Below are 20,998 nucleotides of genomic sequence, written 5' to 3' on the forward strand. Positions count from 1 at the left end.
CCCCGACGGCCACAGCCCCTCCCGTCCGTGCCGCCTCATGCCAGTGCCTCCCGCAGTTGCTTCCGGGCCCGCATCGCCCGTGTCTTGACCGTCCCCGGCGGGATCCCGAGCAGGACGGCCGCCTCACGGGTGGTCAGCCCGTCGATGACCGTCGCCTGCAGCACCGCCCGCAGCTCCGGCGACAGCCGGACCAGTGCCCCGGCGAGGTCCCCGTGCTCCACCCCCGCGAGCACGCGCTCCTCCGCCGACGCCTCGTCCCGGTGCCGCAGCCGGGCCAGGGCCTGCCGCAGCCGCCCCCGCGCCCCGTCGCCGCGCAGCGCGTCCACCAGCCGCCGCGACCCGATGCGCCACAGCCACCCGGCGACGTCGCCCTCCTCCCGGTAGCGGGCCTTGCCCCGCCACACCGCGAGGAACGTCTCCTGGACGACGTCGTCGACGACACCCAGATCGGCGCACCGCCCCCGCAGCCGGGCCCGGAGCCACGGCGCGTACCGCCGGTACAGCTCCTCGAAGGCACGCCGGTCGGCGTCCGCGGCAACGGCCCGCAGCAGCTCCCCGTCGCTTCTCGTTTCGCTCACGCCCCCTCATCGGACGGCCCGGCCGGAACGGTTCACGAAAGCACGGCTTGACTTTCCCGGGAGCCGTCCACAGCCTGTGGGCAGCCGCCCGCGCCACACCCCGGGCCCTGTGGACAGCCGCCCGCGGCCCGCCCGGGCCCCGTGGACGCCCGCGAGCCGCCCCCCGCTATCCCGCACGTCATGTCTCCGTAACCATCGATTCAGACGAGCTTGCGAAGCTCGGCCAATGAATCCCGCCGTGCCAGAGCCTTCGCCACCCCAGCAGGGGCCTGAGGGAAACGGGACCACTCATGTGACGCCCCCGCTCCCGCCCGCGCTCTCCGACGCGCCCGTGATGCTCGCGGCGCGGAAGAATGGGTCCATGAGCCAGCCGAACACCCAGGCACAGGTCCAGCACGCGCAGCCCTCCGTGGGCTCCATAGCAGCCCACCGCCCGCACACGGTGGCCGCGGCCGTCTCCGACCTGGAACCCGACATCGACGCCGACCTCGACGCGTACGAGGAGTCGCAGGTCGACGGCGTCCAGCTGCCGCAGGGCCGCTTCCTCGACCGGGAGCGCAGCTGGCTCGCGTTCAACGAGCGCGTGCTCGAACTCGCCGAGGACCCGAACACGCCGCTGCTGGAGCGGGCCAACTTCCTGGCGATCTTCGCCAGCAACCTGGACGAGTTCTTCATGGTCCGGGTGGCCGGCCTGAAGCGCCGCATCGCCACCGGCGTGGCCACCCGCTCCGCCTCCGGCCTGCAGCCCCGCGAGGTGCTGGAGATGATCTGGGCCCGCTCCCGCGAGCTCATGGCCCGGCACGCCGCCTGCTACCACGAGGACGTCGCCCCCGCACTCGCGGAGGAGGGCATCCACCTGGTCCGCTGGAGCGAGCTCCAGGAGAAGGAGCAGGCCCGCCTGTTCACCCTGTTCCGGCACCAGATCTTCCCCGTGCTGACCCCGCTGGCGGTCGACCCGGCGCACCCCTTCCCGTACATCTCCGGCCTGTCCCTGAACCTGGCCGTCGTCGTGCGGAACCCGGTCACCGGCCACAAGCACTTCGCCCGGGTCAAGGTGCCGCCGCTGCTGTCCCGCTTCCTGGAGAGCTCCCCGGGCCGCTACGTCCCCATCGAGGACGTCATCGCCGCGCACCTGGAGGAGCTGTTCCCCGGCATGGAGGTGCTGGAGCACCACGCCTTCCGCCTCACCCGGAACGAGGACCTGGAGGTCGAGGAGGACGACGCGGAGAACCTGCTCCAGGCGTTGGAGAAGGAGCTCATGCGCCGCCGCTTCGGCCCGCCGGTGCGCCTCGAGGTCGAGGAGTCCATCGACCGCGAGGTCCTGGACCTGCTGGTGCGCGAGCTGAAGATCAGCGAGGCCGAGGTCTATCCGCTGCCGGGCCCGCTGGACCTGACGGGCCTGTTCCGGATCGCCTCCCTGGACCGGCCCGAGCTGAAGTACCGCAAGTTCGTCGCCGGCACCCACCGCGACCTCGCCGAGGTCGAGTCGGCGTCCGCGCCGGACATCTTCGCCGCGCTGCGCGAGCGGGACGTGCTGCTGCACCACCCGTACGACTCGTTCTCCACCTCCGTGCAGGCCTTCCTTGAGCAGGCGGCCGGCGACCCGGACGTCCTCGCGATCAAGCAGACCCTGTACCGGACCTCCGGCGACTCCCCGATAGTCGACGCGCTCATCGAGGCCGCCGAGTCCGGCAAGCAGGTCCTGGTCCTGGTCGAGATCAAGGCCCGCTTCGACGAGCACGCCAACATCAAGTGGGCCCGCAAGCTGGAGGAGGCCGGCTGCCACGTGGTCTACGGCCTGGTCGGGCTGAAGACCCACTGCAAGCTGTCGCTGGTGGTCCGCCAGGAGGGCGAGACGCTGCGCCGCTACAGCCACGTCGGCACCGGCAACTACCACCCGAAGACGGCCCGCCTCTACGAGGACCTCGGCCTGCTCACGGCCGACCCGCAGGTCGGCGCGGACCTCTCGGACCTCTTCAACCGGCTCTCCGGCTACTCCCGCCGCGAGACCTACCGCCGGCTGCTCGTGGCCCCCAAGTCGCTGCGCGACGGCCTGGTCTCGCGGATCACCAAGGAGATCCAGCACCACCGCGCGGGACGCCCCGCGTACGTCCGCATCAAGGTCAACTCGATGGTCGACGAGGCCATCATCGACGCCTGCTACCGCGCGGCCCAGGCGGGCGTGCCGGTGGACGTGTGGGTGCGCGGCATCTGCGCGCTGCGCCCGGGGGTGGCGGGCCTGTCGGAGAACATCCGGGTCCGCTCGATCCTCGGCCGCTTCCTGGAGCACTCCCGGGTCTTCGCCTTCGGCAACGGCGGCGAGCCCGAGGTGTGGTTCGGCAGCGCGGACATGATGCACCGCAACCTCGACCGCCGGATAGAGGCCCTGGTCCGGGTCACCGACCCGGCCCACCGGGCGGCCCTGAACCGGCTGCTGGAGACCGGCATGTCCGACGCCACCGCCTCCTGGCACCTCGGCCCGGACGGCGACTGGACCCGGCATGCGACCGACGCGGACGGCCAGCCCCTGCGCAACGTCCAGGAGATGCTCATAGACGCCCGGAGGCGCCGGCGTGGCACAGCAACACCTTGACCCTACGGATCCCCGGTCCAGGCACGCCGGGCCCGCCCCCACCGGTGACGCCCTCGCGGGCTACCTGCGGACCCAGGCCACGGAGTTCCTCCGCGCGCTGCGCCTGCACCGGGAGACGGGGTCGGGGGCGAACGGCTCGGAGGCGTCCGCCGAGGCGGCCCGCGCCCTGCGCCGCTCGGCCCGCCGCATCAGCGCCAGCCTGCACACGTTCCAGCCCCTGCTGGACACGGACTGGTGCGAGGGCATGCGCCCGGAACTGGCCTGGGTCTCGGGAACCCTGGCCATGGAACACGCGTACACGTCCCGCCTGGAACGCCTGCTGTCGGCCCTGCACCGCTTGTCGGGGTCGACGGCGTTCCCGGCACAGGCGACCGAGCCGGCCGCGGGCCCTCGTGCCGGAGCCCAGTCCGGCCCGACGGCGGCACAGGAACGCGGCAACCTCACCGTGGGAGCGGCGAAGGCGGGCGCTCTCCTGGACCGTCAGCTGACCCTGGCCCGCACCCGGGCCCACTCCACGGCCCTGCAAGCCCTGGGCAGCAGCCGCTTCCACGCCGTCGCCGACAAGGTCGCGGTCCTGGCCAGCGAGGTCCCCCTCACCACCACGGCCGCCGCCACCGACCTCGCCCCGCACGCCGCGGCGGCGGAGGAACGCCTCAGGGACGCCGTGGCCGCGCTGCCCCTCGTCACCGCGGGCAGCCCGTACAACGCCGCGGCGCTCACCCACGGCCTGTCCCCGGACACCGTCCCGCACCCGCAGGACGCCCCCTGGCACCAGGTCCGCCTGCTGCTGCGCCTGCACCGCTACGCCCGCGAGGCGCTCAGCGGCCCCCAGGGCAACGCCGTCGTCGACCTGCGCCTGCTCTCCGCCGGCCAGGCCCTGAACCGCCACCGCGACGCCTCGGAGGCGGCGGCGGCAGCGGCCCAGGCGGCCCGCACGCCCCGGATCGCCCCGGCCACGGCGTACGCCCTCGGCGTGCTCCACGCCGACCAGCGGCACGAGGTGGAGGCCGCGCGGTTCGCGTTCCAGCAGTCCTGGCAGAAGGAGGCGGTGAGTACCCGGTGAGTTCACCCGAGGACCGCACCGTGCGAGCGGCCGGCTGCGTCCTGTGGCGCCGCTCCCCCGTCACCGGCGGGCTGGAACTGTGCCTCGTCCACCGGCCGAAATACGACGACTGGTCCTGGCCGAAGGGCAAGCTGAAGCGCGGCGAGGACCCGCTCGCCGGCGCCCTGCGCGAGGTGGCGGAGGAGACCGGCTGCCGGGCCGTGCCGGGCCCCGAGCTGCCCACCCTGCGCTACCGGGCGAACGGCCGCCCCAAGCAGGTGCGCTACTGGGCGGCCGAGGCCATATCCTGCGCTTTTTCCCCGACGGACGAGGTGGACCGGGTGCTGTGGCTGGCGCCGGCGGCGGCCCGCGCCCGCCTCACGCAGCCCTACGACCGCCCCCTGGTGGACGCGCTGCTCGCCGTGCCGCACCTGCCGCGGACGGCCGGCTGACCGGAACGCGTCGGTCCGTCCGGGAAGCGGAATGCGTACGTGCTCTCCCCGTAAGCATTCCGTGACCTAACCAGGCCTTAGGCAGGGGTTCACCCCTCGTTCATTTGTGGCCATCGGCGCCTTCACCTGATCTGCCTAATTTCAGCCTTACCGACGTGAGCCGCGCCCTGTCGGGTGCGGCCGCGTCCGCGTCACCAGACTTCGCACGCCGCCGATCAGGACGGCGGCTCCTGGAAGGAACTCAAGTGAAGCTTCAGCGCATGAACCGGCGGGCCCTCGCTCTCGGTGCTCTCGCCGTCTCCGGCGCCCTGGCCCTCACGGCGTGCGGCTCCGACGACACCGGCGGCAACAGCGGCGGCGGCTCCTCGGCCAACGCCGGGTCGAGCAACATCAAGTGCGACGACGCCAAGGGCCAGCTGCTCGCCGACGGATCGTCCGCACAGAAGAACGCGATCGACGCCTGGGTGAAGCAGTTCACCGCGGCCTGCCAGGGCGTGCAGATCAACTACAAGGGCGGCGGCTCCGGCGCGGGTGTCACGGCGTTCACCCAGGGCCAGGTCGCCTTCGCCGGCTCCGACTCCGCGCTGAAGCCCGACGAGGTCGCCGCCTCCAAGAAGGTCTGCTCCGGCGGCCAGGGCATCGACCTGCCGATGGTCGGCGGCCCGATCGCGGTCGGCTACAACGTCAACGGCGTGGACAACCTCGTCCTCGACTCCGCGACGCTGGCGAAGATCTTCAACAACGAGATCACCAACTGGAACGACCCCGCGATCAAGCGGCTGAACCCGAACGCGAAGCTTCCGAACCTCAAGATCCAGGCGTTCCACCGCTCGGACGACTCCGGCACCACGGACAACTTCACCAAGTACCTGATCGCCACCGCCAAGAAGGACTGGCCCTACGACGGCGGCAAGACCTGGCAGGCCAAGGGCGGCCAGTCCGCCTCCGGCTCCTCCGGTGTCGCCCAGCAGGTGAAGCAGACCAACGGCGCCATCGGCTACTTCGAGCTGTCGTACGCCAAGGACGGCCTGAAGACGGTCGACCTCGACACGGGTGCCGCCCAGCCGGTCAAGGCCACCATCGAGAACGCCACCAAGGCCATCTCCGAGGCCAAGGTCGTCGGCACGGGCAAGGACCTGGCGCTGGAGCTGAACTACGGCACCAAGGCCGAGGGCGCCTACCCGATGGTCCTCGTCACGTACGAGATCGTCTGCGACAAGGGCAACAAGAGCGACACGCTGCCCGCCACCAAGGCGTTCCTGCGCTACATCGCCTCGGAGGACGGCCAGAAGATCCTCACCGAGAACGACTACGCGCCCATCCCCGACGACATCATCTCCCAGGTCCGCACCACCATCGAGGGCCTGAGCTGACCCGAGTGCGGCCCGGCCCCCTCCCCGGGGCCGGGCCGCACCGTCCGGTGCACCGCCGCCAGTGGCCGTACCGCGCGTACGGCTCCGCAGAGCCGCCGCCGACCGCGTACGGCTCCGCAGACCGGAGAACCTGATGGACACATCAACGCAGATAACCGACGCACCGCCCCCCGCTCCCCAGCCGACCGTCGACAAGCGCGCCGCGCGCGGCGCCACCCGGCCCGGAGACCGGATCTTCCTCGGTCTCTCCCGCGGCTCCGGCATCCTGCTGCTGGTGATCATGGCCGCGATCGCGGTCTTCCTCACCTACCGCGCCTCCCTCGCGATCAGCAAGGACGAGGGCAACTTCCTCACCACGTTCCAGTGGGACACGAACCTGGTCCCGCCGAACTTCGGCATCGCCGTCCTGGCCTTCGGCACGGTCGTCTCCTCGATCGTCGCCATGGTCATCGCGGTCCCGATCGCCGTCGCCATCGCGCTCTTCCTCACGCACTACGCCCCGCGCCGGCTGCGCGGCCCCATCGCGTACGTGATCGACCTGCTCGCCGCCGTGCCGTCCATCGTGTACGGCCTGTGGGGCGCCCTGATCCTCGTACCGCACATGAACGGCCTCTTCGGCTGGCTCGACAGCTACCTCGGCTGGACGGGCATCTTCTCCTGGGAGGGCGGCGCCCCCCGCTCGATGCTGACCGTCGGCATCCTGCTCGCGATCATGATCCTGCCGATCATCACCAACGTGAGCCGCGAGGTCTTCCGCCAGGTCCCGCAGATGCACGAGGAGGCGGCCCTGGCGCTCGGCGCCACCCGCTGGGAAGTGATCCGCATGGCGGTGCTGCCCTTCGGCCGCTCCGGCGTGATCTCCGCCTCGATGCTCGGCCTCGGCCGCGCCCTCGGCGAGACCATGGCCGTCGCCACCGTGCTCTCCCCGACCTTCGACATCCAGGCCAGCCTGCTCGACCCGGGCGGCGGCACGTTCGCCCAGAACATCGCCAGCAAGTTCGGTGAGGCGACCGAGTTCGGCCGGGACGCGCTGATCGCCTCCGGTCTGGTCCTGTTCGTCATCACCCTGCTGGTCAACGGCGCGGCCCGCGCGATCATCGCCCGCCGCAAGGAGTACTCGGGGGCCAACGCATGAGCACCGCAACCGTCACCCCCAAGGGCCCCAGCACCCTGCGCGGCGCCCGCCTGCCCAAGTGGGCCCCCTACGGGATCGCCGCCGGTTCCATCGCCGTCGCGATCGGCATCGGTCTCGCGGCCGGCCTGCACAGCCGCGTCCAGTGGGGCCTGATCGCCGCGATCCTCTACGTCCTCGGCACGTACGCCCTCGCCACGATGGTCGAGGGCAAGCGCCAGGCCAAGGACCGCATCGCGACCTCCCTCGTCTGGGTCGCCTTCCTGCTCGCCGTGATCCCGCTGGCCTCGCTGGTCTGGTCGACGGTCGCGCGCGGCGTGAAGGTCCTCGACCTCTACTTCCTGACGCACTCCATGGGCGTCGTCGCCGACACCGAGCCCGGCGGCGGTATCTACCACGCCATCCTCGGCACCCTGGAGCAGGTCGGTCTCGCCACGGTGATCGCCGCGCCGATCGGCGTGCTCACCGCGATCTACCTGGTCGAGTACGGCCGGGGCAACCTCTCCAAGGCCATCACGTTCTTCGTCGACGTCATGACCGGCATCCCGTCGATCGTCGCGGGTCTGTTCATCCTCAGCCTCATGCTGATGTTCGACATGGAGCCCTTCGGCTTCGCCGGCTCGCTGGCCCTGGCCATCCTGATGATGCCGGTGGTCGTCCGCTCCACGGAGGAGATGCTCAAGCTCGTCCCGAACGAGCTGCGCGAGGCCTCCCTGGCGCTCGGCGTCCCGAAGTGGCGCACCATCCTGAAGGTGGTCCTGCCGACCTCCATCGGCGGCATCACCACGGGCATCATGCTCGCGATCGCCCGTATCACCGGTGAGACCGCCCCGGTGCTGCTGCTGGTGTGGGGCAACTCCTTCATCAACGCCAACCCCTTCGAGGGGGCGCAGGCCTCGCTGCCGCTGTACATCTACCAGCAGTACGCGAACAGCGCGGGCTCCGGTGCGGCGTACGACCGCGCCTGGGCGGCGTCGCTCACCCTGATCGCCTTCGTGATGCTCCTGAACCTGGTGGCCCGCGGGATCGCCCGCTGGAAGGCCCCGAAGACCGGTCGCTAAAGCATCGATGTGCGGCTACCGCCGCGTGGCGACCACGGCGACTGACTGAGTCTGGAAGTGAAGAAGTAATGGCCAAGCGAATCGACGTAAGCGGACTGACCGCCTACTACGGCTCCCACAAGGCGATCGAGGACATCTCGATGACCGTCGAGCCGCGCTCGGTGACGGCGTTCATCGGCCCGTCCGGCTGCGGCAAGTCCACGTTCCTGCGCACCCTGAACCGGATGCACGAGGTCACGGCCGGCGGCCGGGTCGAGGGCAAGGTGCTGCTGGACGACGAGGACCTCTACGGCGCGAGCATCGACCCGGTGTCGGTGCGGCGCGAGGTCGGCATGGTGTTCCAGCGGCCGAACCCGTTCCCCACGATGTCGATCTTCGACAACGTGGCGGCGGGGCTGCGGCTCAACGGCAACTACAAGAAGAGCGAGCTGGCCGACATCGTCGAGCGCTCGCTCAAGGGCGCGAACCTCTGGAACGAGGTCAAGGACCGCCTGAACAAGCCCGGCTCGGGTCTGTCGGGTGGTCAGCAGCAGCGTCTGTGCATCGCGCGGGCGATCGCGGTGGAGCCGAACGTCCTGCTCATGGACGAGCCCTGCTCGGCACTGGACCCGATCTCCACCCTGGCGATCGAGGACCTGATCGGCGAGCTGAAGGAGCGCTTCACGATCGTCATCGTGACGCACAACATGCAGCAGGCGGCGCGCGTCTCCGACCGCACGGCGTTCTTCAACCTCGCGGCGGTCGGCCAGCCCGGCAAGCTCATCGAGATCGACGACACGGAGCGCATCTTCTCCAACCCGTCGGTCCAGGCCACGGAGGACTACATCTCCGGCCGCTTCGGCTGAGCCACCTCCTGCCGAGACTCCTCGCGGTGCTGCATGGCGGTGCCACCGCGAGGCCGAAAAAGGGCCCGCCCCTGGCTCCCGGGGGCGGGCCTGTTCGTGTCCGGACCGGGTTACAGGAACGCCAGGTTCACGATCCCGAAGGAAGCGGCGGCCACCAGCGCGGCGGCCGGCATCGTGATGAACCACCCCAGGATGATGTTCTTGGCGACGCCCCACCGCACGGCATTGACCCGCTTGGTGGCCCCCACGCCCATGATCGCCGACGTGATGACGTGGGTCGTGGAGATCGGCGCCTTGAACAGGAACGCGGTGGCGAACATGATCGACGCGCCCGTCGTCTCGGCGGCGAACCCCTGCGGCGGGTCCAGCTCGATGATCTTCCGACCCAGCGTCCGCATGATCCGCCAGCCGCCGGCGTACGTCCCCAGCGACAGCATCACCGCACAGGCGATCTTCACCCACACCGGGATCGGGTCGCCGTAGTCCTCGACATCGGCGATGACGAGCGCCATCACCACGATGCCCATGGTCTTCTGGGCGTCCTGCAGGCCGTGCCCCAGCGCCATGCCGGCCGCCGAGACGGTCTGCGCGATGCGGAACCCGCGCTTGGCCTTGTGCGGGTTCGCCTTCCTGAATATCCACATGATGGCGGTCATCACCAGGTAGCCGGCCAGCAGACCGACCACCGGGGAGATGAACATGGGGATGACGACCTTCTCCAGCACCCCGTGCCAGTAGACCGTCGTGCCACCGGCCAGCGCCGCGCCGACCATGCCGCCGAACAGCGCGTGCGAGGACGACGAGGGCAGCCCGAAGTACCAGGTGATCAGGTTCCAGACGATCGCACCCACCAGCGCGGCGAAGAGGATGCCCATCCCCTTCGACCCCTCCGGTGTCTGGATCAGACCCTCACTGACCGTCTTGGCGACGCCGGAGCCCATGAACGCGCCGAGGAGGTTCATCACCGCGGCCATCGCCAGCGCGGCCCGCGGCGTGAGCGCCCGGGTCGACACGGACGTGGCGATCGCGTTCGCCGAATCGTGGAAACCGTTGGTGTACGTGAAGAAGAGCGCGACCCCGATGGTCACGACCAGAGCGAAGGTGTCCATGAAGGGCTCAGGACTCCTTGACGGCGATGGTCTCCACCGTGTTCGCCACGTGCTCGAACGCGTCCGCCGCCTCCTCCAGCACATCCACGATCTGCTTGAGCTTGAGGACCTCGATGGCGTCGTACTTGCCGTTGAAGAGGTGCGCCAGCAGCTTGCGGTGGATCTGGTCGGCCTGGTTCTCCAGCCGGTTGACCTCGATCCAGTACTCGGTGAGGTTCTCCATGGTGCGCAGGTGCGGCATGGCCTCGGCCGTCAGTTCGGCGGCCCGCGCCAGGACCTCGATCTGCTGCTCGACGCCCTTGGGCAGTTCCTCGACGTTGTAGAGGACGACCAGGTCGACGGCCTCCTCCATGAAGTCCATGATGTCGTCGAGGGACGAGGCGAGGGAGTAGATGTCCTCGCGGTCGAACGGCGTGATGAACGAGGAGTTCAGCTGGTGGAAGATCGCGTGCGTGGCGTCGTCACCTGCGTGTTCCGCTGCCCGCATACGCTCTGCGATCTCGGCCCGGGCGGAAGCGTCCGCCCCGAGCAGTTCCATCAGGAGTTTCGAGCCCGTGACGATGTTGTCCGCGGAGGCGGCGAACATGTCGTAGAAGCTCGTCTCCCTGGGGGTCAGACGAAAGCGCACGTGGGGTCCTCGGGGTGCTTCGGTTTCGGTCAGGCTGATGCTAGGCGCATCATCCGGCCACGGCTATCGGGCCGCCCACCAGTGTCGCCCATCAGGCACAGTGATGAGCACGGGGTCGGCCCAGGGGCAGGATCCAGCCGTTGCGTACGACTGTGTACGGCATCGGCCAAGGGGCGTATACCCAGTAAAGTTCGGTACCATATACCCACTAGGGGTATATGTCGGCTCACCGCCCAGGAGGACGCGATGACGACCATCAAGGCCGGCGCGGGAGCGCCCTCCGACGGCACGGATGTCGCGCATGTCACGGACGTCACCCCCGCTGCGGAGGTCGTGACCGACCACGACCAGGGCGTGCACGGGTACCACAAGCAGAAGGACGAACACCTCAAGCGCCTGCGCCGCATCGAAGGCCAGATCCGGGGCCTGCAGCGCATGGTCGACGAGGACATCTACTGCATCGACATACTCACGCAGGTCTCCGCCTCCACGAAGGCCCTGCAGTCCTTCGCCCTGCAGCTGCTGGAGGAGCACCTGCGCCACTGCGTCGCGGACGCGGCCCTCAAGGGCGGTGACGAGATCGACGCGAAGGTGAAGGAGGCGACCCAGGCGATCGCCCGCATGCTGCGGACGTGACCACGTACGGATTCAGCGTCCCGAGGTGTCCCGTTCCTCGGCCACTCTCAGCACCTCGTCGATGCTCTCCAGGCTGAGCCGCTCCTGCGCGGCCGACGCCGCGATGATCAGCTCTCCGCACAGCTCGATCTCGGCGAGGGCCACGTGGTCCTGAACTGCCGTACCGCCGACCGGAGCCACGTGCATCACCTCATCTCTGCCGTTACCGACTTCCTAGAGTAGGGAGCGGCCTACACGCCGCGCATGGCACGGACGGGCTAGTTCGCGCCGGTCACTCCTCGGCGATCCGGCCCGCGTAGATGTCGCCGTCGTCCGGCAGCCGTACGCGCGCCGAGGCCCCGAAATCGTAGAGCAGGGTGGTCGAGGCGACGGCGACGGGGCTCTTCTGCTGCCCGTTCAGGAAGCTGAAGCGGTGGCGGACCTTGCGGATGCGGCCCTCGTCGTCGAGGTAGGCGTCGAACGGCACTTCGGCCGTGGCGAACCCTTTCGCCGCCGCGCCCAGGGACTCGGCGTTCCCGGCGGAGGCGCGCCGCGCGGCGGCGCCGAGGTCGGCCGTGCCCCGGTAGTGCCGCACTCCGGTGCCCGCGACCTCGGTCCGGCCCAGGTACGTCGCCGACCGCGTGCCGCGCAGCACCTCGGCCGCGGCGTACGGGTCGGTGGCCCCGCCGGTGACGAGGTTCCCGTCGGACAGCGTCCGCGTGTCCACCCGCACCCACTTGTCCGGGGGCACACCGGCGCCCCGGTTCTTCATGAACAGGGCGCCCGGCGCGAGCAGTTCCGTGATGGGCCGGCGCTCGGCGGCCCCCGCGGGATCCTGCGGCAGCAGCACCTTCAGCCGGCCGAGCCGCTTGCGGTAGTCGTAGACCCCCGCTCCCCGGATGGTCACCCGGGTCCCGCCGGCGGCCATCTCCATCGACGTACGGGCCTTCGAACTCCCCGCGTCCACCAGCCGGTCGGCGGCCCGGCGCAGCACGAGGACCGCGTCCCCGTCACGCGCGTCACCGGCGACCGCGTCTCCTCCGGAGCACCCGCCGGCGCCCAGTACCGCACCGGCCACGGCCCCGGCCGCGGCGACCGCCGCACCCGTCCGCCTGCGCCGCCGTTCCCGCTGCCGCCCAGTCATCGCCTGCCTACCCCCAGCCGGTACGTCCGTCACGGGCCCCCTTGTTGTTCCGGTTAACGACGGGTATGTGCCCCCGTCACGCGAGCGCACCGGCGCCGGCATACGAACCCTTTACCTGCGCTGGGTAACGTTGTCGCCGTGGCGCAGCAGGACGGGCTGGAACCTCCCCCCAACCTCCCGGAACACCGCACGACGACCATGGAGCAGGGCCGCTTCTGCATGGCCCACTGCACCTGCGGCTGGCGCGGCCCGGCAAGACGGGCCCGAAGCCAGGCCCGCACGGACGCGGAGAAACACGAGGGTCTCGCCTAGCGGCTGCGGATCGATCGCGTGGAACCCCGTACCCCACCACCCCGTCTCCCACGACGGAACCACCGGGAGGCCCCATGGAACGGCGTACATTCCTCGCAGTCGGCACGGCGGGCATCGCCGCGGCCGCGACCCCGCTCACCGCCGCCTGCACGAAATCGGACACCCGCTCCGGGGCCACGGCCACCGCCACGACCAGGCGAACACTCGCCGGGACCGCCGACTGGTCCGCCCTCGCCCGCGACCTCGACGGCCCGCTGGTCCGCCCGGGCGACACCAGTTGGGCCACGGCCCGACAGCTGTACAACACCCGCTTCGACCACCTGAAGCCCGCCGCCGTCGCCTACGTGGCCCACCCCGACGACATCCGCACGGCCCTGTCCTACGCCCGCGCCCACGCCCTGCGCGTGGCGATCCGCAACGGCGGCCACTCCTACGCCGGCTGGTCCTCCGGCAACGGCCGCCTGATCGTCGACGTCTCGAAACTCAACCGCGTCCGCGCCTCCGGCGACACCGCGGTGATCGGCGCCGGCGCCAAACTCATCGACGTCTACCGCGCCCTGACCGCGAAGGGCGTGACGATCCCCGCCGGCTCCTGCCCCACCGTCGGCGTCTCCGGCCTCACCCTCGGCGGCGGGCACGGCGTGGTCTCCCGCGCCTACGGCCTGACCTGCGACAGCCTCACCCAGGCCACCCTGATCACCGCCGACGGCAAGCAGCTCACCGCGAACGCCCGCGAGCACAAGGACCTCTTCTGGGCCCTGCGCGGCGCCGGCAACGGCAACTTCGGCGTCGTGACGGAACTGCACTTCAAGACCCACCCGGCTCCGCAGGGCGTCTCGGCCCACCTGTCCTGGCCCTGGTCGAAGGCGGCCGCGGTGGTGAGGGCCTGGCAGGAGTGGGGCCCGGCACAGCCCGACGAGATCTGGTCGTCCCTGCACCTGGCGAGCGCCGCCGGGGGCACCCCGACCGTCTCCGTCTCGGCCTTCTCCCTCGGCACCTACGGCGAACTGAAGAACGCCGTGGACCGCCTGGCCGACCGCGTCGGCGCCCCGGCCCGCAGCGTCTCCCTCAAGCGCCGCTCGTACGAGGAGTCGATGGAGGTGTACGCGGGCTGCTCCTCGTTCCCGACGGACGCGCAGTGCCACCTGCCCGGCTCGACCCCCGGCCGCTCCCCGAAGGGCGCGCTGGGTCGCGAGACGTACGCCGCGGCGTCGGACTTCTTCGACCGCTCCCTGTCCGCGGCCGGTATCCGCACGCTGCTGTCGCAGGCCGGCTCGGTGCGCGGCGGCACGGGCAGCATCGCGCTCACCGCCCTCGGCGGAGCGGTCAACCGCGTCCCGCCGACCGCCACGGCGTTCGTGCACCGCCGCTCCCGCATGCTGGCCCAGTACATCGCCTCCTGGCGGCCGGGCACGAGCGGCGCCACGGCCCGCGACTGGCTCGCCGCCGCCCACAAGGCGATGCGGCCCTACGCCTCGGGCGCGGCGTACCAGAACTACACGGACCCGACCCTGACCGACTGGCGCGAGGCGTACTACGGCGACGCGGCGACCCGCCTGGCGAAGCTGAAGAACCAGTACGACCCGACGCGCTTCTTCACGTACCCGCAGGCCCTCTGACGCGAGCCTCTGCCGCGAGCCCTTCGCCGCGCGAGCCCTTCGCCGCGAGCCGGAGCGCTACGCGGCCAGGTCCCGCTCGGACGCCCCGGCCTGCTCACTGCGCGCCCCGGGGATCACCGAGTCCTGCTCGGCCGGTCCTCTTCCCCGGGCCCGGATCAGCCACCCCACGCGCGGCGACCGCTCGATCGCCGTCGTCACGGGCGTCAGCAGGGCCATGGCCGGCGGCGACAGCAGCAGGGCCACGGCCGTGCCCAGCGCGAACCCGCCCACGACGTCCGTCGGGTAGTGCACGCCCATGTAGACGCGGATGAAGCCCCCGAACAACGCCAGCACGAGCCCGATCAGCCCGAATTTGCGGTTGGCGACGAACAGGCCGACCGCCAGCGCCATGACGATCGTCGCGTGGTCGCTGACGAAGGAGTAGTCGGTCTTGCCCTTGACGAGGACGTCCAGCCCCTGGTGGTCGAGGAACGGCCGGGGCCGCTCCACGAATCCCCGTATCGGCACGTTCACCAGCACGGCGATGCCCGCCGCCAGCGGCGCCCAGATCAGCGCCGCGACGGTGGACGCGGCGTCCTCGTCCCCGCGCCGCCGCACCGACCACCAGCACCACACGACGAGCAGGACGATGGCGAGCAGCAGCCCGTACTCACCGACGTACTCCATGACGCGGTCGAACCACGGCGGCGCGTCCTTGGCCAGGCCATTGATGTCGTAGAGCAGGTCGACGTCGGGGTTCGACCCGGATTCGGCGAGTCCAGCCATGGTGCTGCGGCCCCTTCGTCGTTGACTCCCGGCGCACCTGTGCGTGCGCCGCTGCTGCCACCCCCGTGGTTGTAGATCCGCTTCCGCTGCACGCGTGCGTGACACGTGCCCAGTGACGTCTGCTCGGCTACGTCACCAGGAACGCATGGTCCCCGTTGATACGTTCCACACTCCACCGAATGATCACGCAGACGTTATCGAAGAGAGATACGTTGTCGCAGCTCAGGGGGTGGGTTCACACTCGGTTCACACCGTCGTGGGCAGTGCTTTCGCGCCATCTTCGGTGACCCGGGTGGCCCCGAAGTAGTCGGGGGTGTCGATCGGGTCGAATCGGATGACCGCGCCCGTCCGCGGCGCGTCGATCATGTACCCACCTCCGACATAAATGCCGACATGCCGGATGGCACGTGAATTGGTGAGGTCGTCCGAGAAGAACACGAGGTCGCCCGGGAGCAGTTCGTCCCGGCTGGGGTGCGGCCCCGCGTTGTACTGGTCGTTGGCGACGCGCGGGAGCTTGATGCCCACGCTCGCGTAGGCGGCCTGCGTCAGACCCGAGCAGTCGAAGCGTCCGCCCTGCTCAGCGGTGCCGGTGCCGCCCCACAGGTAGGGCGTGCCGAGCTTCTTCTGCGCGTACTCGATCGCGCCGGCGGCCTGCTCGGAGGGGTCGACCCGCCCGACGGGCGCCGCGAAGCTCTCCGAGAGGGTGGTGATCCTCTTCACGTAGTTCTGCGTCTCGCGGTACGGCGGCACGCCCCCGTACTTGATCACCGCGTACGCCCCCGCGTTGTACGCGGCCAGCATGTTTTCGGTCAGATTCCCGCCGACCTTCTTCACGTACGACGCGAGTTCGCAGTCGTAGGAGGCGGCCGAGGGGATCGCGTCCTTGGGGTCCCACACATCGCGGTCGCCGTCGCCGTCGCCGTCGATGCCGTGGGAGGCCCAGGTGCCGGGGATGAACTGCGCTATGCCCTGCGCGGCGGCGTGGCTCTGGGCCCTCGGGTTGAAGCCGCTCTCCTGGTAGAGCTGGGCGGCGAGCAGGGCCGGGCTGATGGCGGGGCAGAGGTTGCCCCACTTCTGCACGAGGGCCGCGTACGCGGCGGGCACCGAGCCCTTGGCCAGCGATTTCGCCCCGCCGCCCACGCCGTTGACCAGGTTCCCGGCGACGATGTAGACCCCGACGACGAGCAGCATCACGAAGGCCAGGGCGGAGCTGATGGCGACACTCGCCACGATCCACGCCTTACGCACCGTCAACCGCCCCTCACTCACCGGGAGTCCGTCGCCTGGCCAGTGTAGAGGCGGCCGCCGGGCTCGGGAATGATCACGGAGGGGAAGTCGGGGGGCGGAAGGGGGGACGGGCCACGGCACGGGCGGCACGACGGGGGCACGGCCGGAGCACACCGGGTGTCACGCATCCCCCGCCGCCTCCCGGTACAGCCGTTCCGCCTCCGTGCCGAGCACCACGCTGTAGGAGACGCCCGGGGTCGTGCCGCCCTCGTCGTGGCCGCCGAGGATCCCGACGACCTGTCCGTCGCCGTTCACCCAGGGGCTGCCGCTCGTGCCGCCGCTGAAGCCGGGGCATTCGACGCGCTGCTGGGTGGCGCTGTGCGCGACCGGCTTGTCGGTACAGGTGACGGGCGTCTCACGGGAGTTGGGATACCCGGTGACGGTCACCGCGGTGGCCCCCGTCGCCGTACCGGTCGTGAACGCGTTCCCGCCGACGACGTCCTGGACCTCTCGCCCGCCGCGCGGCGCGACCACGAGGAACCCGACATCGCTGTCCTCGTGCCGCCCGTGCACCCACCCCGGGGGAAGGAATTGCCGGGTGACCTTCCACACGCCGTAGGGCGCACGGCCGTCCCGGTACCCCGGCACGAAGTCCAGGTCCCCGTCCCCGCCCAGGCAGTGCGCCGCGGTGACGACCAGGTTCCGGTGCGGCGCGGCCACCACCGACGCCGTGCAGAAGTGCCCGCCGGCCAACCGCCCCGCCCGCGCGGCGGGGACGAGCACCCCGACCCGCGCGTTCCCCGCGGCGACGGTGACCCGGAAGGGCCCGGCCCCGTCGTCGGCGGTCGCGGTGGACGCGGTGACGAGTGCGACGAGCAGCACGGCGACGACCAGGACGCGCTTCATCGCAGCGACTGTGCCCGACGAAGGTGAGAGAAGCGTCAGACGCGGGTCCGCTCGTCCCGCGCGAGCGGGAAGGAGGTCCCCGTCAGCTCCTCCGACACCTCCCACAGCCGACGGGCCGTCAGCGGGTCGCTGGCCGCGCGGGAGCGGCCCACCAGGGTCGGGGCGCCGCGCAGCTCGCCGAGGCCGTCGGGGCCGACGTAGCTCGCGCCGGGCAGGTCCTGGGTGGCGGCGTAGAGCGTGGGGAGGGCGCCGGCCTTGTCGTCCTGGGCGAAGAACCGGTTGCCGAGGCGCATGGCGGCGCGTGCCGCCGGGTGGGCCGCGTGGCTCTGCAGGTTGGTGGCCGCGTAGCCGGGGTGGGCGGCCAGGGCGCGGACCGTCGAGCCCGACTCGGTCAGCCGGCGCTGGAGTTCGAGGGTGAACAGGAGGTTGGCGAGCTTGGACTGGGCGTAGGCGCGCTGCGGGGTGTAGTCCGACGCCATGTCCAGGTCGTCGAAGGCGATCCGCGCGCCGCCCCAGCGGTGGGCGCCCGAGGAGACGGTGACGACCCGGTCGGTGAGGTGCGGCAGCAGCAGGTTCGTCAGGGCGAAGTGCCCGAGATGGTTCGTGCCGAACTGCATCTCGAAGCCGTCCTTGGTGCGCTGCCTCGGCAGCATCATCACGCCGGCGTTGTTGACGAGGAGGTGCAGCGGCTGCTGCCAGGCGTCCGCGAAGGCCCGTACGGAGGACAGGTCCGCGAGGTCCAGCCGGCGCACCTCGGTGCTGCCGCGCACGGTGGCCGCCGCGGCCCGCCCGCGCTCCGGGTCCCGTACGGCGAGGACGACGTGCGCCCCCGCGCGGGCGAGCGCGTCGGTCGTGGTGAGGCCGATGCCGCTGTTGGCACCGGTGACGACGACGGTCCGCCCGGTGAGGTCGGGGAGGCGGCGCGCGCTCCACGCCGCGCCGCTCTTGTTGTCCGTTTGCTCAGCCATGCACCGAATGTAGGCGGCGACAACAATGCTGTCAATGACAACAATGCAGCCAGCGACAACAATGATGGCGACGTCAACATCGGGATACGATGGTGCGCATGCCGGAGAGCCGCCCCTACCACCACGGAGACCTGCGCTCCACCCTGCTCTCGGGCGCCGAGCGCACCCTGCGGGAGAAGGGCGTGGGCGCGCTCTCGCTGCGCGAACTGGCCCGTGAGGCGGGCGTGAGCCACGCGGCCCCCGGCCGCCACTTCAAGGACAAGCAGGCCCTGCTCAACGCCCTGGCACTGGCCGGGTACGACCGGCTGGGCCAGGCCCTGGAGGGCGCCGACGACCCGGCCCTGCCCCTGGAACGGCGGCTCACGGCCCTCGCCCGGGCCTATCTCGCCTTCGCGATCGACAACGCCGCGCTGCTGGAGCTGATGTACGCCCGCAAGCACGAGCCCGACGCCTCGGAGCAGATGGCGGCGGCCGGCGACCGGACGGTGGGCTCCTTCGCGCGGGTCATCGCCGACGCCCAGGAACGCGGCGAGATCATCGCGGGCGACCCGGAGCACCTCACCCTGCTCACCGGCGCCACCCTCCAGGGCATCGCCTCCTTCGCCGCCGGCGGCCTGCTCGCCCCCGGGGCGGCCCTCGACGGCATCGAGGAACTGGTCCACCTCCTCCTGCACGGCCTCAAGCCCCGCTGATTCCGGGCCCCTTGGGTCACGCGGGCCAGGCCCCTCGGGTCAAGCCGCGCCCATTCAGCGGCCATCGGCCCGTCATCGGCCGGTAAGCACCACACCCGTCTCGGTAAGGCGGAAGTCAGGATTCCGAAACCTGTCTTGTTGTCACGTACCCAACAAGCGATCGTCGTCGCGGGTCGCCGCCCCCGCCGGGAACCACACCGGCGGAACCCCCACCCGCAGGCCTCTGTCCACCACTGCCAGGAGGCTGTACCTTGCGCACGACACCCACCCACTCCGCCGGCCGCCGCAGATGGCACCGGATCGGCTCCGCCGCCACCGCCACCGCCGCCCTCCTCCTCACCGGCCTCACCACCGCCGCCCACGCGGACACCGCCCGGGCGAGCGCGCCCGAGGTCACCTGGACCCGCTCCTGCGCCCTCCCCCGCCACCAGGGCGAGATGGCCTGCAACGCCCTGCGCGTCACGGGCGGCCGCACCGCCTTCCAGCAGCAGCACGGCATCTCCCCCCAGGCCGCCGACGCCACCAGCCCCTCCGGCTACGGCCCCGCCGACCTCCGCGCCGCCTACGGACTGACCTCCGCCGCCACGAGCAACGGCACCGGCCGGACCATCGCCATCGTCGACGCCTACGACGACCCGAACGCCGAGTCGGACCTCGCCGCCTACCGCTCGCACTACGGCCTGCCCGCCTGCACCACCGCGAACGGCTGCTTCAAGAAGGTCGGCCAGACCGGCTCCACCACCTCCCTGCCCGCCCCCAACAGCGGCTGGGCCGCCGAGATCTCCCTCGACCTGGACATGGCCAGCGCCGTCTGCCCGAACTGCCACATCACCCTCGTCGAGGCCAAGTCCGCCACCATGACCAACCTCGGCACGGCCGTCAACGAGGCCGTCAGCCTGGGCGCCAAGTACGTCTCCAACAGCTACGGCGGCGGCGAGTCCTCCTCCGACGCGACCTACGACTCCACCTACTTCAACCACCCCGGCGTCGCCATCACCGTCAGCGCGGGCGACGCGGGCTACGGCGCCGAGTACCCGGCGGCCTCCCGGTACGTGACCTCCGTGGGCGGCACCAGCCTCACCGCCTCCTCCACCACCCGCGGCTGGACCGAGAGCGTCTGGTCGACCAGCAGCACCGAGGGCACCGGCTCCGGCTGCTCCGCCTACGACACCAAGCCGGCCTGGCAGACCGACACCGGCTGCGCCCGGCGCACGATCGCCGACGTCTCGGCCGTCGCCGACCCCGCGACCGGCGTCTCCGTCTACGACACCTACGGCGCCGACGGCCAGGGCTGGGCCACCTACGGCGGCACCAGCGCCTCCGCCCCGATCATCGCGGCCGTCTACGCCCTTGCGGGCACCCCGTCCAGCGGCTCCTACCCGGCGAAGTTCCCCTACGCGAACACCAGCGCCCTGAACGACGTCACCAGCGGCAGCAACGGAACCTGCGCCACCAGCTACTTCTGCACCGCCCGGACGGGCTACGACGGCCCGACCGGCTGGGGCACACCCCAGGGGCTCGGCGCCTTCACCGGCTGACACCCACCACCTCGTGACGGACCGTCACCGAGGAACACCGCCGAGGGCCGTGGGGGCCCGAGGCGGGCAGGGGAAAGAACGGGCCGCGGCAACCCAGCCGCGGCCCGTTCGCCGTGCCGGGTAGCCTTCACCCGGAGAACACCGGCGCGACCACTCACCCGACCAGCCGTCAGAAACCGCACGGAAAGGTGAGAAAGATCGCAAGAGGGCACAACGACGGAACCGCACCCCAGGTTTCGCTCAGGCCTCATTGCCCGGCGTGACCTGCCGTGATACACAGAGTGACCATACGATCCTTCGTACACCGTCCGTCGCCTCCCTTAGGGGCCGGAGCGGAACGGTGGCAAGGTATTCGTACGAAACCCGCCAATCAATGACGCCAAGTCGACATACGACAGC

Annotated in this window: 21 protein-coding genes; 12 read left to right on the forward strand and 9 right to left on the reverse strand. The window is 71.1% G+C overall.

What is annotated here, in order from left to right; genetic code table 11:
• Positions 1-35 precede the first annotated feature (35 nt).
• Positions 36-578: an RNA polymerase sigma factor gene (locus tag C1703_RS18315; RefSeq protein ID WP_114253888.1), complete on the reverse strand. Its 543-nt coding sequence runs from the start codon at positions 576-578 to the stop codon at positions 36-38.
• Positions 579-804: 226 nt separating this feature from the next.
• Here C1703_RS18315 and C1703_RS18320 point away from each other — a divergent pair, with 226 nt between their 5' ends.
• The 7 genes from C1703_RS18320 to pstB all read left to right on the forward strand — a co-directional run bounded on the left by C1703_RS18320 (position 805) and on the right by pstB (position 9,076).
• Positions 805-3,171, forward strand: coding sequence for an RNA degradosome polyphosphate kinase (locus C1703_RS18320; RefSeq protein WP_114253889.1), 2,367 nt, complete (start codon positions 805-807; stop codon positions 3,169-3,171).
• Complete coding sequence (locus tag C1703_RS18325; RefSeq protein WP_114253890.1) at positions 3,152-4,234, forward strand: CHAD domain-containing protein; 1,083 nt, start codon at positions 3,152-3,154, stop codon at positions 4,232-4,234. Before C1703_RS18320 ends, C1703_RS18325 begins: the two co-directional genes overlap by 20 nt.
• Positions 4,231-4,665: an NUDIX hydrolase gene (locus C1703_RS18330; protein WP_114253891.1), complete on the forward strand. Its 435-nt coding sequence runs from the start codon at positions 4,231-4,233 to the stop codon at positions 4,663-4,665. The genes C1703_RS18325 and C1703_RS18330 overlap by 4 nt, the downstream gene beginning before the upstream one ends.
• Positions 4,666-4,910: 245 nt before the next feature.
• Complete coding sequence (gene pstS / locus C1703_RS18335; RefSeq protein WP_198678210.1) at positions 4,911-6,038, forward strand: phosphate ABC transporter substrate-binding protein PstS; 1,128 nt, start codon at positions 4,911-4,913, stop codon at positions 6,036-6,038.
• Positions 6,039-6,171: 133 nt separating this feature from the next.
• Positions 6,172-7,173, forward strand: a complete 1,002-nt coding sequence (gene pstC / locus C1703_RS18340; RefSeq protein WP_114253893.1) for a phosphate ABC transporter permease subunit PstC — start codon at positions 6,172-6,174, stop codon at positions 7,171-7,173.
• On the forward strand, positions 7,170-8,231 hold the full coding sequence (pstA, locus tag C1703_RS18345; RefSeq protein WP_114253894.1) for a phosphate ABC transporter permease PstA: 1,062 nt from the start codon (positions 7,170-7,172) through the stop codon (positions 8,229-8,231). The genes pstC and pstA overlap by 4 nt, the downstream gene beginning before the upstream one ends.
• A 68-nt stretch (positions 8,232-8,299) precedes the next feature.
• Positions 8,300-9,076 carry a phosphate ABC transporter ATP-binding protein PstB gene (gene pstB / locus C1703_RS18350; protein ID WP_114253895.1) on the forward strand — a complete coding sequence of 259 codons (777 nt, stop codon included), beginning with the start codon at positions 8,300-8,302 and terminating at the stop codon, positions 9,074-9,076.
• Between the two features lie 110 nt (positions 9,077-9,186).
• Here pstB and C1703_RS18355 read toward each other — a convergent pair whose 3' ends face one another.
• Both C1703_RS18355 and C1703_RS18360 read right to left on the reverse strand, forming a co-directional pair.
• Positions 9,187-10,185, reverse strand: coding sequence for an inorganic phosphate transporter (locus C1703_RS18355; RefSeq protein WP_114253896.1), 999 nt, complete (start codon positions 10,183-10,185; stop codon positions 9,187-9,189).
• Between the two features lie 7 nt (positions 10,186-10,192).
• Positions 10,193-10,813: a DUF47 family protein gene (locus C1703_RS18360; RefSeq protein WP_020269925.1), complete on the reverse strand. Its 621-nt coding sequence runs from the start codon at positions 10,811-10,813 to the stop codon at positions 10,193-10,195.
• Between the two features lie 246 nt (positions 10,814-11,059).
• Here C1703_RS18360 and C1703_RS18365 point away from each other — a divergent pair, with 246 nt between their 5' ends.
• Complete coding sequence (locus tag C1703_RS18365) at positions 11,060-11,449, forward strand: metal-sensitive transcriptional regulator (RefSeq protein WP_114253897.1); 390 nt, start codon at positions 11,060-11,062, stop codon at positions 11,447-11,449.
• Between the two features lie 12 nt (positions 11,450-11,461).
• On the opposite strand, the gene C1703_RS39300 is transcribed toward C1703_RS18365, so the two are convergent.
• Together C1703_RS39300 and C1703_RS18370 are read right to left on the reverse strand one after the other, a co-directional pair.
• Positions 11,462-11,629, reverse strand: coding sequence for a hypothetical protein (locus C1703_RS39300; protein ID WP_198678500.1), 168 nt, complete (start codon positions 11,627-11,629; stop codon positions 11,462-11,464).
• Between the two features lie 91 nt (positions 11,630-11,720).
• Positions 11,721-12,572 carry a hypothetical protein gene (locus C1703_RS18370; protein WP_114253898.1) on the reverse strand — a complete coding sequence of 284 codons (852 nt, stop codon included), beginning with the start codon at positions 12,570-12,572 and terminating at the stop codon, positions 11,721-11,723.
• A gap of 138 nt (positions 12,573-12,710) precedes the next feature.
• Here C1703_RS18370 and C1703_RS38985 point away from each other — a divergent pair, with 138 nt between their 5' ends.
• Together C1703_RS38985 and C1703_RS18375 are read left to right on the forward strand one after the other, a co-directional pair.
• On the forward strand, positions 12,711-12,884 hold the full coding sequence (locus C1703_RS38985) for a hypothetical protein (RefSeq protein ID WP_157993128.1): 174 nt from the start codon (positions 12,711-12,713) through the stop codon (positions 12,882-12,884).
• A 74-nt stretch (positions 12,885-12,958) separates the two neighbouring features.
• On the forward strand, positions 12,959-14,503 hold the full coding sequence (locus C1703_RS18375; RefSeq protein ID WP_114253899.1) for an FAD-binding oxidoreductase: 1,545 nt from the start codon (positions 12,959-12,961) through the stop codon (positions 14,501-14,503).
• Between the two features lie 57 nt (positions 14,504-14,560).
• On the opposite strand, the gene C1703_RS18380 is transcribed toward C1703_RS18375, so the two are convergent.
• The 4 genes from C1703_RS18380 to C1703_RS18395 form a co-directional block, all read right to left on the reverse strand.
• Positions 14,561-15,268: a phosphatase PAP2 family protein gene (locus tag C1703_RS18380; protein ID WP_114253900.1), complete on the reverse strand. Its 708-nt coding sequence runs from the start codon at positions 15,266-15,268 to the stop codon at positions 14,561-14,563.
• Between the two features lie 246 nt (positions 15,269-15,514).
• Complete coding sequence (locus C1703_RS18385; RefSeq protein WP_198678211.1) at positions 15,515-16,522, reverse strand: NlpC/P60 family protein; 1,008 nt, start codon at positions 16,520-16,522, stop codon at positions 15,515-15,517.
• Positions 16,523-16,675: 153 nt separating this feature from the next.
• On the reverse strand, positions 16,676-17,401 hold the full coding sequence (locus C1703_RS18390) for a trypsin-like peptidase domain-containing protein (protein WP_114253901.1): 726 nt from the start codon (positions 17,399-17,401) through the stop codon (positions 16,676-16,678).
• Between the two features lie 35 nt (positions 17,402-17,436).
• Positions 17,437-18,369 carry an oxidoreductase gene (locus C1703_RS18395; protein WP_114253902.1) on the reverse strand — a complete coding sequence of 311 codons (933 nt, stop codon included), beginning with the start codon at positions 18,367-18,369 and terminating at the stop codon, positions 17,437-17,439.
• Between the two features lie 89 nt (positions 18,370-18,458).
• Between C1703_RS18395 and C1703_RS18400 the strand changes: the two genes are divergently transcribed.
• Together C1703_RS18400 and C1703_RS18405 are read left to right on the forward strand one after the other, a co-directional pair.
• Positions 18,459-19,061 (forward strand): TetR/AcrR family transcriptional regulator, encoded by a 603-nt coding sequence (locus tag C1703_RS18400; RefSeq protein WP_114253903.1) that lies wholly within the window; start codon positions 18,459-18,461, stop codon positions 19,059-19,061.
• Between the two features lie 251 nt (positions 19,062-19,312).
• Positions 19,313-20,599 carry a S53 family peptidase gene (locus C1703_RS18405; RefSeq protein ID WP_114253904.1) on the forward strand — a complete coding sequence of 429 codons (1,287 nt, stop codon included), beginning with the start codon at positions 19,313-19,315 and terminating at the stop codon, positions 20,597-20,599.
• Positions 20,600-20,998: the final 399 nt, after the last annotated feature.

Origin of the sequence: Streptomyces sp. Go-475, from assembly GCF_003330845.1 — a bacterium.
Classification (GTDB): Bacteria; Actinomycetota; Actinomycetes; order Streptomycetales; family Streptomycetaceae; genus Streptomyces.